The 15,051-nt window shown below is 49.0% G+C and carries 12 protein-coding genes, 1 tRNA gene and 2 pseudogenes; 10 read left to right on the top strand and 5 right to left on the bottom strand.

Annotation, left to right across the window (positions count from 1 at the left end):
• The first annotated feature begins 135 nt into the window (after positions 1–135).
• The 4 genes and pseudogenes from AC2TE5_RS02725 to AC2TE5_RS02710 form a co-directional block, all read left to right on the top strand.
• A complete protein-coding gene (locus AC2TE5_RS02725) occupies positions 136–2,217 on the top strand; it encodes an ATP-binding protein (RefSeq protein ID WP_484612612.1) in 2,082 nt (693 codons plus the stop codon).
• Positions 2,210–3,277 carry a DNA cytosine methyltransferase gene (locus AC2TE5_RS02720; protein ID WP_484612611.1) on the top strand — a complete coding sequence of 356 codons (1,068 nt, stop codon included), beginning with the start codon at positions 2,210–2,212 and terminating at the stop codon, positions 3,275–3,277. The genes AC2TE5_RS02725 and AC2TE5_RS02720 overlap by 8 nt, the downstream gene beginning before the upstream one ends.
• Before the next feature lie 130 nt (positions 3,278–3,407).
• On the top strand, positions 3,408–5,021 hold the full coding sequence (locus AC2TE5_RS02715) for a TIGR04141 family sporadically distributed protein (RefSeq protein ID WP_484612610.1): 1,614 nt from the start codon (positions 3,408–3,410) through the stop codon (positions 5,019–5,021).
• Between the two features lie 627 nt (positions 5,022–5,648).
• A pseudogene (locus AC2TE5_RS02710) lies at positions 5,649–5,768 on the top strand (relaxase/mobilization nuclease domain-containing protein); the annotation flags it as partial.
• 150 nt (positions 5,769–5,918) lie between these two features.
• Here AC2TE5_RS02710 and AC2TE5_RS02705 read toward each other — a convergent pair.
• The 4 genes from AC2TE5_RS02705 to rraB form a co-directional block, all read right to left on the bottom strand.
• Positions 5,919–6,003: transfer RNA gene (locus tag AC2TE5_RS02705), tRNA-Leu, on the bottom strand.
• Between the two features lie 106 nt (positions 6,004–6,109).
• Positions 6,110–6,832 (bottom strand): topoisomerase II, encoded by a 723-nt coding sequence (locus AC2TE5_RS02700; protein WP_484612609.1) that lies wholly within the window; start codon positions 6,830–6,832, stop codon positions 6,110–6,112.
• 30 nt (positions 6,833–6,862) lie between these two features.
• Positions 6,863–7,621 (bottom strand): tRNA isopentenyl-2-thiomethyl-A-37 hydroxylase MiaE, encoded by a 759-nt coding sequence (gene miaE / locus AC2TE5_RS02695; protein ID WP_048225408.1) that lies wholly within the window; start codon positions 7,619–7,621, stop codon positions 6,863–6,865.
• A gap of 46 nt (positions 7,622–7,667) precedes the next feature.
• Positions 7,668–8,093, bottom strand: a complete 426-nt coding sequence (rraB, locus tag AC2TE5_RS02690) for a ribonuclease E inhibitor RraB (protein WP_029739283.1) — start codon at positions 8,091–8,093, stop codon at positions 7,668–7,670.
• A gap of 99 nt (positions 8,094–8,192) precedes the next feature.
• Here rraB and argL point away from each other — a divergent pair, with 99 nt between their 5' ends.
• From argL to AC2TE5_RS02675, 3 genes and pseudogenes are all read left to right on the top strand, one after another.
• A complete protein-coding gene (gene argL, locus AC2TE5_RS02685) occupies positions 8,193–8,288 on the top strand; it encodes a putative translational regulatory protein ArgL (protein WP_211180486.1) in 96 nt (31 codons plus the stop codon).
• Positions 8,258–9,262, top strand: a complete 1,005-nt coding sequence (gene argF, locus AC2TE5_RS02680) for an ornithine carbamoyltransferase (RefSeq protein WP_484612608.1) — start codon at positions 8,258–8,260, stop codon at positions 9,260–9,262. Before argL ends, argF (AC2TE5_RS02680) begins: the two co-directional genes overlap by 31 nt.
• A 134-nt stretch (positions 9,263–9,396) precedes the next feature.
• Positions 9,397–10,533, top strand: a pseudogene (locus AC2TE5_RS02675) (IS481 family transposase); the annotation flags it as partial.
• Between the two features lie 109 nt (positions 10,534–10,642).
• On the opposite strand, the gene AC2TE5_RS02670 reads toward AC2TE5_RS02675, so the two are convergent.
• Entirely contained in the window at positions 10,643–11,095 is a 453-nt protein-coding gene (locus tag AC2TE5_RS02670) for a YhcH/YjgK/YiaL family protein (RefSeq protein WP_484612607.1), read from the bottom strand.
• Positions 11,096–11,770: 675 nt separating this feature from the next.
• On the opposite strand from AC2TE5_RS02670, the gene arcA reads away from it, so the two are divergent.
• The 3 genes from arcA (at position 11,771) to argF (AC2TE5_RS02655) (ending at position 15,011) form a co-directional block, all read left to right on the top strand.
• Positions 11,771–12,991 (top strand): arginine deiminase, encoded by a 1,221-nt coding sequence (gene arcA / locus AC2TE5_RS02665; RefSeq protein WP_042717403.1) that lies wholly within the window; start codon positions 11,771–11,773, stop codon positions 12,989–12,991.
• A gap of 10 nt (positions 12,992–13,001) precedes the next feature.
• Complete coding sequence (arcC, locus tag AC2TE5_RS02660) at positions 13,002–13,913, top strand: carbamate kinase (protein ID WP_484612606.1); 912 nt, start codon at positions 13,002–13,004, stop codon at positions 13,911–13,913.
• Between the two features lie 93 nt (positions 13,914–14,006).
• Positions 14,007–15,011 (top strand): ornithine carbamoyltransferase, encoded by a 1,005-nt coding sequence (gene argF, locus AC2TE5_RS02655; RefSeq protein ID WP_032651476.1) that lies wholly within the window; start codon positions 14,007–14,009, stop codon positions 15,009–15,011.
• Positions 15,012–15,051 lie beyond the last annotated feature (40 nt).

The following is a 15,051-nucleotide window of genomic DNA, read 5'->3' as shown; positions in this document are numbered from 1 at the left end:
ACACTAACAACAAAAAGCATACAACTCATTGATAAATATGTATTTATTTAGTTTTCATTATACCGAGTTTTACAGTAAAATCTTAAAACTACAAAAAAAATTTTGCAATATGCACTCAGCGATGGGAATTTGAATATGAGCGACATGGAAAAACTTAAATTAAGATATAGTCATAATATTATAGAACATTTAGGATTAAAACTATACCAAAATAAACCTACTAATGTTATTGCCGAGTTAATATCTAATTCTTGGGATGCTGACGCCCAAAATGTATGGATTGAAATAGCTCAAGATAAAGTTTCCATCACAGATGATGGATGCGGTATGTCTTACACAGAGTTGATGAATGATTATTTAATCATAGGAAAAAAGAAACGAAGTAAAGATAACATTACCGAAAAAACTACACGTCAACGGAATATGATGGGTAGAAAAGGCATAGGTAAACTTGCACCTTTTGGTATTGCCAAAAAATTAACATTGATAACAATAAGTAAAGAAGAAAAACTCTATAATTGGATTCAACTTGATCTATCCAAAATGTTGTCTGAAGAAAATGAAGATTCTCCCAATGATTCCATTATTTATGAACCAACTATATTGGCTGATAATATCCCGATGGAAAAAATTGATACAGATCTGAAGTTAGAATATAAAAAAATATTAGATAAACTAAAAGAGTCAGGAACTGCTATAATTCTTGAAGATTTATCGCTTAAAAAAATCATTTCTTCTGAAAGATTAAAAGAATCAGTTGGACAGCGTTTCACCGTTACACTATTAAGTGATGATTTTAACGTCTATATTAACGAAACAAAAGTTAGTGAAAAAGAAGCCCTACCTAATTTCTATAAAAGGTATCCAGAAAGTGGTTATGAAAATCAAACCTTGACCATCAATGGTCAAGATCGCCAAGTTCGTTATTGGGTAGGCTTTGTGGAGTCTGCTGAGTGGCCACAAGATCAAGCTGGCGTTGGCATCTATGCCCATGGCAAGTTAGCACAAGATCGCCCCTTTGTATTTGGATTGAAAGGTAGAGAGATCTGGACACGTTATATGTATGGTGTAATAGAAGCAGACTGGTTAGATGAACTTGAGGAAGATGTAGTATCAACAGACAGGACAAGTGTTAACTGGATGCATGAAGATACCCTGCAGATGTATGAATGGGGAGCTGGGTTAGTAAGAAAATGGATTAGTGATTATCAAAAATTCCAAAAAGAAAATAACAAAGGGAAAGTTATTGAAAAAATAAATAAACTACCTACAGACTTAAGAGTTACGGAGGTAGAAAGAAAAGCTATTTCCGACATAGTATGTAGTATGAGTCCAAAAGTACAGAAAGATGAAACATTACAGAATGAAGTTATATCAAAACTAACTTCAGCATGGACTCATGCACCAAGCCATATGATTATTCAATCGCTATGGAATAAAGTAAAAGATTTGGAGGATGAGCAAGAATTTATTAAATTGATTGATCAAATCAATGATCATTTAGTTCCTGAATCAATGTCATTATCCGTTATGGTTTCACAAAGAATTTATGCGCTCACTAAACTTGAACGTTTAAGTAAAACAGGAACAGAGCCTCAGTTGCAATCTTTACTTGAGCAGTTTCCATGGATATTGGGTTCAGATAAAGGAAAAGTACATGCAAATCAAACGATGAAAGAGATTGCTAAGAAAGCAGCACAGGAAGGGAAATTAGCAGCCCATGGTTTTACAGCCAAAAGTGTTTCAGAACAACCGGATTCTGGTACTCGACCAGATTTCACAATTTTTTCTGATACAAATGAGAATAATATAATATTGATTGAATTAAAAAGTCCTTTATTAGATCTTGAAAGGATTCACTTAAACCAACTCAATACGTATATGGGATGGTTTGAGGATAATTATGATGCGAAAGTTTACGGCTATTTAATTGGTAGAAATCCTAACGCTTGGCGAGAAAAAAACCATAATAAAAATATTGAAGTGCTCTCCTGGCATGATATTTGTGTTAGATCAAGAAAAGATTACATTGAATTACTTGCAGCAATGTTGTATGGCGTATCGGAACATTATGACGATGCGAGAATTAAAAGAGCTGTTGAATTCGGCGGCTCAGAATCAATCGAACTTCTAAAAAAAATGGCAAAAGCGCAATCCCCATTAAAAGATTTATTTGATCGATTTGATCATAAAACAGGAGGAGCATTAGATGTTTAAGGCCATCGATTTATTTTGTGGCGGTGGTGGCCTAACTGAAGGGCTCAAGCAAGCAAATTTTGAGGTCATATCTGCTGTAGAAAACAATATTTCAGCAGCTGAAACGTTTAAAGCAAACAACAAAAAATGCCATTTATTTCAAGAAGATATCAGGTTCATCTCGAGTCAAGAAATAATGGATAAAGTAGGGATTAAAAGCGGAGAACTTTCTCTACTGGCTGGTTGCCCTCCATGCCAAGGATTTTCATCATTAACTAAAAATTATAATCCTAAGGATAAAAGAAATAGCCTTATTTCAGAAGTAAGTAGGTTGGTTAAAGGATTAATGCCAAAAGCGATTATGATTGAAAATGTTCCTGGCTTGATGACTAAAGGAAGTGATTTTTTAGATAATTTCATCAACGATCTTCAATCCCTAGGATATAAGGTAGATTATAAAGTATTACAGGTTGCAGACTATGGGGTTCCTCAAGATAGAAAACGGTTTGTTCTGCTTGCTGGCCATGGTTTTACAATCAAAATACCAGAAGCAACCCATTCACGAGACGGAAGGGATGGGACATTACCTTGGAATACAATAAAAATGGCTTTTGAAGGGTTAGATGCTCCTGTACCTCACATTGAAGCTGTGAAAAATGGTGGTCCAAGATTATTTAACTGGCATGTTATTCGAACTTTAGCACCTATTAATATTGAAAGACTTAAGCATGTCAAACCAGGCGGTCCAAGATATGATATACCAGATCATCTTCGTCCTGACTGCCATAAAGGTAAAAATACGGGATATTCTAATGTTTATGGAAGAATGGACTTCAATAGTGTATCTCCAACAATTACTTGTGGGTGCACAGTCCTAAGCAAAGGAAGATTCGGTCATCCAACAGAGTTAAGAACTATTTCAGTTAGAGAGGCTGCACGTCTTCAAACATTTCCGGATCATTTTGATATTGCAACCTCATTTATAGACGATGCTTGTCGGATAATTGGTAATGCTCTTCCATGCGAATTTGCGAAAATAATGAGCAATGCCTGCTATGAAGCTTTAATAAATCAAAAATAAATTAAGTGAGGCAATTTATTTGCCTCACTTAACATTAAAAGATGTTCATTTGTGCCCGTTTTTTGAAACAATCTGCTTTATTATAGCATCCACTTTTATATGTGATAAGCAATCACTAAAAGGAATAGAAATGGTTACTAAAAAAAAGATGATAACGTTAAATATTTTCTTGGCCGAAAAGGAATATTCAAAAAATGATTTTACTTTTTTCCTATCAAAATCTTGTAAAGAGTATCCTATAACAGGAATCAAGGGAATGACGGGGGCTTGCTTCATTAAAGAGAAAAAAGAAAACGCTCCTAAATGGAAGGATTTTATAGAAGGTATTGTAGGTCAGAAAGTTGATGATCTAATAACAAAATCGAGTTCTGCTGCTTTATTAGTTAAAAGTAAAGGAAGAATCTTTGCGATTACATTTGGTTATGGTCGGTGTTTAATTGAACAATCTTACTTCGTCTCTGATTTTGGAATAAAATCAGCATTGAATATGTTGCGGCACGACTCACTGAGGAGTGTCGATACATTTACAATTGATGACTCACCAGTTCAGCGTAAATCGCAAGCCTCTTCTAATATAGAGATATCAATGTTCGGTTTAGATATCACAAAAGATATTTTACGCTCTGTAACGGGATTACCTCTTAAAGATGTTCCTTTCAATTATGTTTGTGGAGGTGATAATACCCTATCAGTAAAAATAGAAATGGCTCCAGAAGATATTCCAGTTTATGCAAATGAATGCCTTAAGCGTTATACTGACACTTGTTATTTGGAACAATTTTCTTGGGTTGACAATTTAAAACGTGTAAAAGTTTCACAGAGAATTGAATCCCTTGATAATGAGTTGATTGCAGATATTAAGAAAAAAAACATTAAACGAATTAATATAGTTATGCCAGAAGTGTTTGATGAAGCAGAAATTGATTCGTTTACATTTACACGGAGCAAAAGTTCCCCTTTGCACTATATAGATAAAGATATATATTTCAAGGGATTAGATATAGCTTCTATTGATATAGAGAAAATTAAAAGGGATAAGCTTTTTACTTATGACAGTCAAGGCTCTGAAGTTAAATCTTTCTCTATATATAAATGTTTGCATTACGAAAAAACAATCAACAAAAAAAATTATATACTATTCTTAGGACATTGGTTCGAAGTTGACAAGGAATTTGTCGATGATATTGAAACTGATCTAAAAGCTATTCCAATTCATAAAGACTCATTTCCAAAAGTTATAAAGAGCAAAGATCCAAAAACTAATAAAGATAAATTCGAAACCGAAGGTGATTATAACGAAAGAATTAGCAAAACTAAGGGTTATCTTCTTTTAGATAAAAAACTTGTAAAAAGTAGAAAGACAACAACAGCTATTGAATTATGCGATTTAGCAGATTTAGATAATAAAATATTAATACATGCAAAACAAAGGAATGGTGGTTCGTCAGGATTAAGTCATTTATTTTCACAAGCTAATGTGGCTGCAGAATTGATGCTCAGCGATCAAGAGTTTAGGAAATCCGCAAGAGATGTCCTTGAAAAAAACTTTGGTGCAAAAGCTATGGATCTCATCCCAACTGACAATATTAAAAGCAGTGAATATGAGATAGTACTATTAATGCTTGGGGCTAATAGCAAAACTGTTCTGAAGGACCTTCCATTCTTTAGCAAAGTGAATTTAATAAATACTTTCTCAAGCTTAAGGCAAAGAGGATATAATGTTTCAGTTGCAGGCACTCTATAAAAAATAAAATACAAACTAATATTTAAATTATTAGTTGTCGCGGATACAATAGTAAGGAGAAACTCAACGAAGCGCTACGCTGCTTCATTGAATTTCTCCTTTCTTTTCGCCTTTCAGTTGAAAAAAGTTAAAATAAAAATAATACATGTATATTGATATCTGACTCTTTTATTATATAAATAAAATAACATTTTTATTTATATATTTAAAAAGGAGTTAATATGGTCAGTAATGATAATTTCAATAAGACCATAATAAATACGTGAGCTTCCTGTAGAAGCTCTTGCGAAACGAAGCTCTCACACAAGCAAATTCGTAATCTTTGCGTCAGTGTCAGGCCTAATGATAAAGAGCTGACGCTTCTAAATGAAAAACGTGGCCAGTATCACAAAGGTGAATGGCTTCGTTTATCTTTGATTAATCCGCTTCCAGTTGTAGTTCCCGCTATTAATATAGAAGCTGGGAGATCTTTATCTGACCTTTCACAGAAACTAAATAAGATTGTTACCCACTTTGATAACAAAAGTTCAGGAAGCCAGCTGACACAGGAGGAACTCTTTGCAGTGAAGCGACAAATTGCCGATTTTCATTTACATCTTATCACCGCCGACTTATGGAAAGAATCCGATGAAGGGAATGCAAAAGATCCGCAGACGTAAGAATTTTATAGAGATCGTCCTCTATACGTTAAAACCAGATTCTCATCATAGGATAGCTCCTGTCGTGATAGGAGGAAATATGGCGGGATTTACCTACCCGCAGTTATACCCCCATCAATAAGTTGATGTAGATTTAATCAGGTTGACTTAGGTTGAGTGAAAAAGCGAGGACTGCTTTGCAGCTACCAGATTTCAGACAAAAAAAAGCCACCCTTAGGTAGCTAATTATTGCATTACTTGGTGCCGAAGGCCGGACTCGAACCGGCACGTATTTCTACGGTTGATTTTGAATCAACTGCGTCTACCGATTTCGCCACTTCGGCACTGAAGGGGATGCGGAAACGTTGTGGATTATACCTGTCGCGCGCCGCCATGCAAGCGACGACGCGCTAAACCCGCGCTAAGTGCCCAAAAAACCAGCGCCCTTCGTCACTCCAGTTCAGACACCGCCAGCCGAATCACCCCCGCCGCCTTCTGCTCCGGCAGCGCCAGCACCTTCGCCCACATCTCCTGCACCATATCGCAGGAGAGCTTCTCTTTGCCCGCCGCCTTCTCCGGCATCTGCAGCAGCTGGATGTCCTCGCCGTACTTATCGGCAAGTTGCTTCATAATCGGCCGCACGTCCTCGACAGCCGCCTCGCGTTCGGCCGGGGTCACGGTGTGGCGGTTTTTGCCGTAGGCCGCGCGCATCATGTCGGCGTCGGCCTGCATGCGCCGCGCCATCAGGTCTTTATCCAGCATGCGCATCGGGTTCACGCCGCCCTTCACCGTCGGGTAGAGGAAGCGGAAACAGGCGTCGTCGCTCACCTTCTGGATGGCGGCGGTCTGCTCCATATTGATGGTCATATAGTTCACCACGTTGGCGTCGGGGGCGTTCTGCAGGCGCGACATCTGCAGATGCAGGATCTGCGGCTGGATGGTGTCGATAATCTGCTGCTCCGGCTCGCCCGCTTTTTGCAGGGCGGCCATCTGGTCGAGGATGCGCTGATGCAGCGCGGGCTCCTGCTCCTTAATCACCTGCCAGGCGGGCATTGCGTTAAGGGCGGAATCCATCTGCCGTTCCGGAGCGCGCTGCCTGTCGAAGAACACCCAGAACGCCACGGCGGCGACCACCACAACAACCATTACGGTACGGGTCCACGTTTTATTCATCTCGCATCCTTATCCTTGAATTGTGCCGGTTTACACCGGCACGCCGCTGTGGAAGCGAAACTCGTTGTCCGGTGTCGAGATAAGTGTGGCTTCAATTTCGCCAAAATGCTGTATGCGCGGTGAGATATCGTCGTCGCTCACCTGCTGGGCCAGCGTCAGGTAGTCCTGATAATGGCGCGCTTCCGAGCGCAGCAGCGAGAGATAGAACTTCTGCAGGTCATCGTCGAGGAACGGGGCCAGCGCGGCGAAGCGTTCGCAGGAGCGGGCTTCGATGTAGGCGCCGCAGATGAGCTTGTCGATCAGCGTCAGCGGTTCGTGGGTGCGCACTTCCTTCAGCATCCCTTTGGCGTATCGGCTGGCGGTGATTTTGACGTACGGGATGTCGCGGGCCAGCATCGCCTCGCGCACCTGCCAGAAGTGGTGCAGCTCCTCTTTAATCAGCAGCACCATGCTGTCGATAAGCGCCTGGCCCCACGGGTCGTCGGTTTTGGGCATCACGCTTTTGCCAATCTGCTTGTGCAGGGCGATAAAGTCCGGCTCCGGGCCGTCGCGGAAGGTGAACTGTTCGTAGGGTTTGAGCCAGTCGAGCAGCGCGTCGGCACCGCTTTCGTCGGCGACGTATTTACGCACCAGCAGCAGCGCGGTCTGGGCGGCCTTGAGCTCGCACACCATGTGGTCGGTGAGCAGCAGCGGCAGGTTCGCCGGGTCGCGGGCTTTATCAATCCATGCTTGCGGGGTCGGGCACTGGAGGAAGTTGAGTACGGGGGCGAGTATCTGCGGGTAATCCATGGTTCTGCCTTGAAAAAGCGGTGGCGAGCGCCACCGCCTGAAACGCTTAGTGACGCACGCCGTCGTCGTCTTCGTCGACGTAATCTTCGTCGTCGCCTTCTTCGCCGTCTTCACCGTTCGGATCTTCGAAGTAGGTTCCCCAGCCGTCGTATTCCACTTCAAACTTCTCGGCCAGGTTCATCAGCTGTTCTACCTGCGCGTCGATAAGCTCCGCCTTCAGCGCGCCTTCGCTCAGGATGTCGCAGCAGATGACGGTGTCGCCCTCTTCCACTTCCAGCTCTTCCGGCTCGGTCACTTCGTAGCCCAGCTTGAAGGCTTCCACGGCCAGTTTTTCCAGCGCGTCGAAATCATCCGCAGAGAAATGGTGCTCGATGGTGTACAGCGCGTCCGGATCGCTACCGTCTTCCAGCAGTTCTTCAATAATCAGACGCGTCTCTTCGCGTTGCTCTTCCAGGTGTTCCGGGTTTGCCATGGCTCAATCCTCTTTAAAGTGCGGCAGATACTTCTATTTTCACACACGGACGGGTTTGCCTCCACCTTTGTAAGAAAGAATTGTGAAACGGGGTTGCAAATGAATAATTACACATATAAAGTGAATTTTAATTCAATAAGTGGCGTTCGCCATGCGAGGATAAAATGTCCGATTTATACAAAAAACACTTTCTGAAACTGCTCGACTTTACCCCTGCACAGTTCACTTCTCTGCTGACCCTTGCCGCACAGCTCAAAGCCGATAAAAAAAAGGGCAAGGAAGTACAAAAGCTTACCGGTAAAAACATCGCGCTCATCTTCGAAAAAGACTCGACCCGTACACGTTGCTCTTTCGAAGTTGCCGCATTTGACCAAGGCGCGCGCGTTACCTATTTAGGGCCGAGCGGCAGCCAGATTGGGCATAAAGAATCAATTAAGGACACCGCGCGGGTTCTCGGGCGGATGTACGACGGCATTCAGTATCGCGGCCACGGCCAGGAAGTGGTCGAGACGCTGGCGCAGTATGCGGGCGTGCCGGTGTGGAACGGGCTGACCAACGAGTTCCACCCGACGCAGCTGCTGGCGGACCTGCTTACCATGCAGGAGCACCTGCCGGGCAAGGCGTTTAACGAGATGACGCTGGTCTACGCGGGCGACGCGCGCAACAACATGGGCAACTCGATGCTGGAAGCGGCAGCGCTGACCGGGCTGGATCTGCGCCTGGTGGCCCCGAAAGCCTGCTGGCCGGAAGAGAGCCTGGTGGCGGAGTGCAGCGCGCTGGCCCAGAAGCACGGCGGGAAGATCACGCTGACGGAAGACGTGGCGGCGGGCGTGAAGGGCGCGGACTTTATCTATACCGACGTCTGGGTGTCGATGGGCGAAGCCAAAGAGAAGTGGGCGGAGCGGATTGCGCTGCTGCGGGGGTACCAGGTTAATGCCCAGATGATGGCGCAGACCGGCAACCCGAACGTGAAGTTCCTGCACTGTCTGCCGGCGTTCCATGACGACCAGACCACGCTCGGCAAGCAGATGGCGAAAGAGTTCGATCTGCACGGCGGAATGGAGGTGACCGACGAGGTGTTTGAGTCGGCGGCGAGCATCGTGTTCGACCAGGCGGAAAACCGGATGCATACCATTAAGGCGGTGATGGTGGCGACGCTTGGGGAGTGATGGGGTCCTCTGCGCGCTGGTGCCCTCACCCTAACCCTCTCCCACTGTACGGTCCGGGGACATAGTGAACACTTGTTCGGGGACATGGTAGACACTTACAACTAAGGCATAAGAACCCGTTTATGGAGTCGCTTATGCCCTGGGATGCGAGAGATACCATGTCATTACGTACCGAGTTTGTTTTGTTCGCCTCGCAGGACGGGGCGAACATTCGTTCCCTCTGCCGTCACTACGGTATTTCACCTGCCACAGGCTACAAGTGGCTTCGCCGCTGGGCTCAGGAAGGTGCCGCCGGCCTTCAGGACCGCCCGCGCATACCGCACCATTCCCCGAACCGCTCATCTGACGACATCACAGCCCTGCTGCGCATGGCGCATGACCGCCATGAGCGCTGGGGCGCACGCAAGATAAAGCGCTGGCTCGAGGACCAGGGGCACCGCATGCCCGCCTTCAGCACCGTCCATAGCCTGATGGCCCGCCATGGTCTGCTGCCGGGCGCTTCACCGGGCATTCCCCCCACGGGACGGTTCGAACATGACGCGCCGAACCGCCTCTGGCAGATGGATTTTAAGGGCCACTTTCCCTTTGGCGGCGGCCGCTGCCATCCGCTCACCCTGCTGGACGACCACTCCCGTTTTTCCCTGTGCCTGGCGCACTGTACCGATGAACGGCGCGAGACCGTGCAGCAGCAGCTGGTCAGCGTGTTTGAGCGTTACGGCCTGCCGGACCGGATGACGATGGACAACGGCTCACCGTGGGGCGACACCACCGGCACCTGGACGGCGCTGGAGCTGTGGCTGATGCGCCACGGTATCCGGGTGGGGCACTCCCGGCCTTATCATCCGCAGACGCAGGGCAAGCTGGAGCGTTTTCACCGCAGCCTGAAGGCGGAAGTACTGCAGGGAAAATGGTTCGCAGACAGCGGTGAGCTGCAGCGCGCCTTCGACCACTGGCGGACGGTCTATAACCTTGAACGCCCGCACGAGGCGCTGGATATGGCGGTACCGGGCTCGCGGTATCAGCCGTCAGCGCGGCAGTACAGCTGCACCACAACGCCCCCGGAATACGACGAGGGCGTGATGGTCAGGAAGGTGGATATCAGCGGAAAGCTGAGCGTGAAAGGGGTAAGTCTGAAGGCAGGCAAGGCGTTCAGGGGAGAACGGGTCGGGCTGAAGGAGATGCAGGAAGACGGCAGCTACGAGGTGTGGTGGTACAGCACGAAAGTGGGGGTGATCGACCTGAAGAAAAAGTCGATCACCATGGGTAAAGGATGATAAAAAGTGTTCACCATGTCCCCGAACACCTGTCTACCATGTCCCCGGACTGTACACCCACAGGGAGAGGGGACTTTTACACCCTCTCCCCCTGGGTGAGGGAAAATTACTCCACCAACATTTTAACGACCACTTTCCTGACCTTAGCAGGCGTCCCCACCGCGCAAAGCGGCTTATGCACTTCACCCGGCCAGAACACCACAAAATCCCCTTCGCTCAGCACCACGGTTTTCTCCTGCTCGCCTTCCGGCAGGAACGCGATGTCTTTGTCCGCCAGCCAGTCGGTGTCCGGCGTGCCGTACGGCAGGGTGCTGAAGGTCATCCCTTCCTGGCCCTTCGTCACGATCTGAATATCCAGATAGCGCGCGTGGTACTCGGCGCGGCGCTCGGCGAACGGCTGGGTCGTGTCTTCAGAGACCAGATAAAAGAGGCTATTGCCGTTGATGTCGTGTTTCCCGAGCGGCGTGGCGTCGGTGACGTGGGCTTTAACGTGCTCAATGGCCTGGCGCAGATCGTCAGGCAGCCAGGACTGCAGATGGTGGATGTTGCCAATAATCATGTTTCAACCCTCAATATAAAACGATGTTTCATTTTAATCTTTTATACGAGAATCCCGGCTGCCATACCAGCCCTTTTTGGACGAGGTTTGCGCGAGCGCATGTTTATCGGGAAAGGTGTTGATTTTCTGTTAACCCTGCCCAGGCAATTATGCAGGGGTTATGCATAACCTCGATCCGCGCTTATCGCACGACTGTTCTAACCTCTTGATCATGCTCTCTAATTAACAAAACCCGCTGCTGCCTCACACTTTACTGTTTTGATGATTTGCTCTAAAAATCCATAATTATTTATTGATTTTTCTTAAGTCAAAAATAGTTAATTGCATTAATTGCATAGCCATTCTCATGCATAATATTTATCATTTAAAATCAGCCACATAACAACTTATTTCAAAAGATTAAAATCTACAAAATAATAACAACCTCAAATAATGCCACCGGATCCTGCTTAGCTATTCACCCCTCAATAATATGAAATTAATCATTATCTGATGCGAATCATGCAAATGAAAACAAACCTCTTAATATCCGGTTTCGCGTGAGCAACATCACAATACGGATTATTTAACTGCCTAGTATGAATCACGAAATCAATTGAGCTTAGCCGCCATGCAAATAAATACATCACATGGCGCATGCCCTTTTTATTCTGAAAAACAGTTAAAGGAATAATTATGGAAAAGCATTACGTCGGTTCTGAAATTGGTCAATTGCGTAGCGTTATGCTGCACCGCCCAAATTTAAGTCTGAAACGCTTAACGCCATCAAACTGTCAGGAGCTGCTTTTTGATGACGTGCTCTCGGTTGAGCGGGCGGGTGAGGAGCATGACATCTTCGCAAACACGCTGCGCGAGCAGGGTGTCGAAGTCCTGCTGTTGACCGACCTTCTGACACAAACCCTTGATATTGCAGAAGCGAAAGCCTGGCTGTTGGATACGCAGATCTCCGACTATCGCCTCGGCCCCACCTTTGCCGGTGACGTCCGCGGCTGGCTGGCGGATATGCCGCACCGCGAACTGGCGCGCAGACTGAGCGGCGGATTAACCTACGGCGAAATTCCGGCAGCCATTAAAAATATGGTGGTGGATACCCACACGGCGAATGATTTTATTATGAAGCCGCTGCCGAACCATTTATTTACCCGCGATACCTCGTGCTGGATTTATAACGGCGTCTCTATTAACCCAATGGCCAAACCGGCCCGTCAGCGTGAAACCAATAACCTGCGGGCAATATATCGCTGGCACCCGGCGTTTGCCGACGGTGATTTTATTAAGTATTTCGGCGACGAGAATATTAATTACGACCACGCCACCTTAGAAGGCGGCGACGTATTGGTGATTGGCCGCGGAGCGGTATTGATCGGCATGTCAGAACGCACGACGCCGCAGGGCGTGGAGTTCCTCGCCAACAGCCTGTTCAAACACCGTCAGGCCGAGCGCGTGATCGCCGTGGAGCTGCCAAAACACCGCTCCTGCATGCACCTCGACACCGTGATGACCCACATCGACGTGGACACCTTCTCCGTCTACCCGGAAGTGGTGCGCAAGGACGCCCAGTGCTGGACGCTCACCCCGGACGGACGCGGCGGCCTGCTGCGCACGCAGGAAACCGACCTGCTGCACGCCATCGAGAAAGCGCTCGGCATTAGCCAGGTGCGCCTGATCACCACCGGCGGCGACGCTTTTGAAGCCGAACGCGAGCAGTGGAACGACGCCAACAACGTGCTGACCATCCGCCCGGGCGTGGTGATTGGCTACGAGCGCAACGTCTGGACCAACGAGAAGTACGACAAAGCGGGCATCACCGTGTTGCCCATCCCGGGCGACGAACTCGGACGCGGCCGCGGCGGCGCGCGCTGCATGAGCTGCCCGCTTGAACGCGACGGAATTTAAAGGAGCCATCATGGAACGAAAACCCACTCTGGTTGTGGCCCTTGGCGGCAACGCGCTGCTCAAGCGCGGCGAGCCGCTGGAAGCGGAGATCCAGCGCCAGAACATCGAGCAGGCAGCCCGCACCATCGCCGGGCTGACGGCGCAGTGGCGCGTGGTGCTGGTGCACGGCAACGGGCCGCAGGTCGGGCTGCTGGCGCTGCAGAACAGCGCCTACGACAAAGTGACGCCCTACCCGCTGGACGTTCTCGGCGCCGAAAGCCAGGGAATGATCGGCTACATGCTCCAGCAGGCGCTGAAAAACAATCTGCCGCAGCGCGAGGTGAGCGTCCTGCTCACGCAGGTGGAAGTGGACCCCGCCGACCCGGCATTCAGCAACCCGACCAAGTACATCGGCCCGGTGTACAGCGAAGCCCAGGCGAAAGCGCTGGCCGCGGAAAAAGGCTGGGTGTTCAAGGCCGACGGGAGCTACGTCCGCCGCGTGGTGCCGTCGCCGCAGCCGAAGCGCATCGTCGAGAGCGACGCCATCACCGCGCTGATTCAGCGTGACCACCTGGTGATCTGCAACGGCGGCGGCGGCGTGCCGGTGGTGGAGAACGCCAACGGCTATCGCGGGATTGAGGCGGTGATCGACAAAGACCTCTCCGCCGCCCTGCTGGCGAGGCAGATCGAGGCCGACGCCCTGCTGATCCTGACCGATGCCGACGCGGTGTACCTCGACTGGGGCAAGCCGACCCAGCGCCCGCTGGCGCAGGTGACGCCGGAGCTGCTCAGAGGCATGCAGTTCGACGCCGGATCGATGGGGCCGAAAGTGGCCGCCTGCCGCGAGTTTGTTGAAGCCTGCAACGGCATTGCCGGGATCGGCGCGCTGAATGACGGCGCGGAGATCCTGGCGGGCGAGAAAGGCACGTTGATTCGTAACTGAGCACCCTTTCCCCTCACCCACTTCTCCCTCTCCCCGTGGGAGAGGGCCGGGGTGAGGGCATCAGACAGCTAAATTTTAAAAAGGATTTCCCACATGACCATCAACCTGAAAAACCGCAACTTCCTGAAACTGCTGGACTACACCCCGGCGGAGATCCAGTACCTGATCGACCTCGCCATCGAGCTGAAGGCCGCCAAAAAGGCCGGGCGCGAAAAGCAAACCCTGGTCGGGAAAAACATCGCCCTGATCTTTGAAAAAACCTCCACCCGCACCCGCTGCGCCTTCGAAGTGGGCGCGTTTGACCAGGGCGCGCAGGTCACCTACCTCGGCCCAAGCGGCTCGCAGATCGGCCATAAAGAGTCGATGAAAGACACCGCCCGCGTATTAGGCCGTATGTATGACGGCATCGAATACCGCGGCTACGGCCAGGCCATCGTCGAAGAGCTAGGCGAATACGCGGGCGTGCCGGTGTGGAACGGCCTGACCGACGAGTTTCACCCAACCCAAATCCTCGCCGACCTGATGACCATGCTTGAGCACGCGCCGGGCAAAACCCTGCCGGAGCTGAGCTTTGCCTATCTCGGCGACGCGCGTAACAACATGGGCAACTCGCTGATGGTCGGCGCGGCCAAGATGGGGATGGATATCCGCCTCGTCGCGCCGAAATCCTTCTGGCCGGAAGCCGGGCTGGTTGAGCAGTGCCGCGCCATCGCGAAAGAGACGGGCGCGCGCATCACCCTCACCGACGACGTGGAAGAAGGCGTACGGGGCACCGATTTCCTCTACACCGACGTGTGGGTCTCCATGGGCGAGCCGAAGGAGGCCTGGGCCGAGCGCGTCAGCCTGATGAAGCCGTATCAGATTAACGCGCAGGTGATGAAGGCCACCGGCAACCCGAACGTCAAGTTCATGCACTGCCTGCCGGCGTTCCACAACGAGCACACCAAAGTGGGCCGCGAGATCGAGATGGCGTACGGCCTGAAGGGGCTGGAGGTGACGGAAGAGGTCTTCGAATCACCGAACTCCATCGTCTTCGACGAAGCAGAGAACCGCATGCACACCATTAAAGCGGTCATGGTGGCGACACTCGGCGACTAATCACCGCCCGGCGCGCCAAGGGGTGCGCCGGGTTAAGGAG

This window comes from Enterobacter sp. N5-15 (assembly GCF_057221635.1).
The sequence above is the reverse complement of the archived record's forward strand: the minus strand, read 5'-3'. Positions and strand labels throughout refer to the sequence as shown.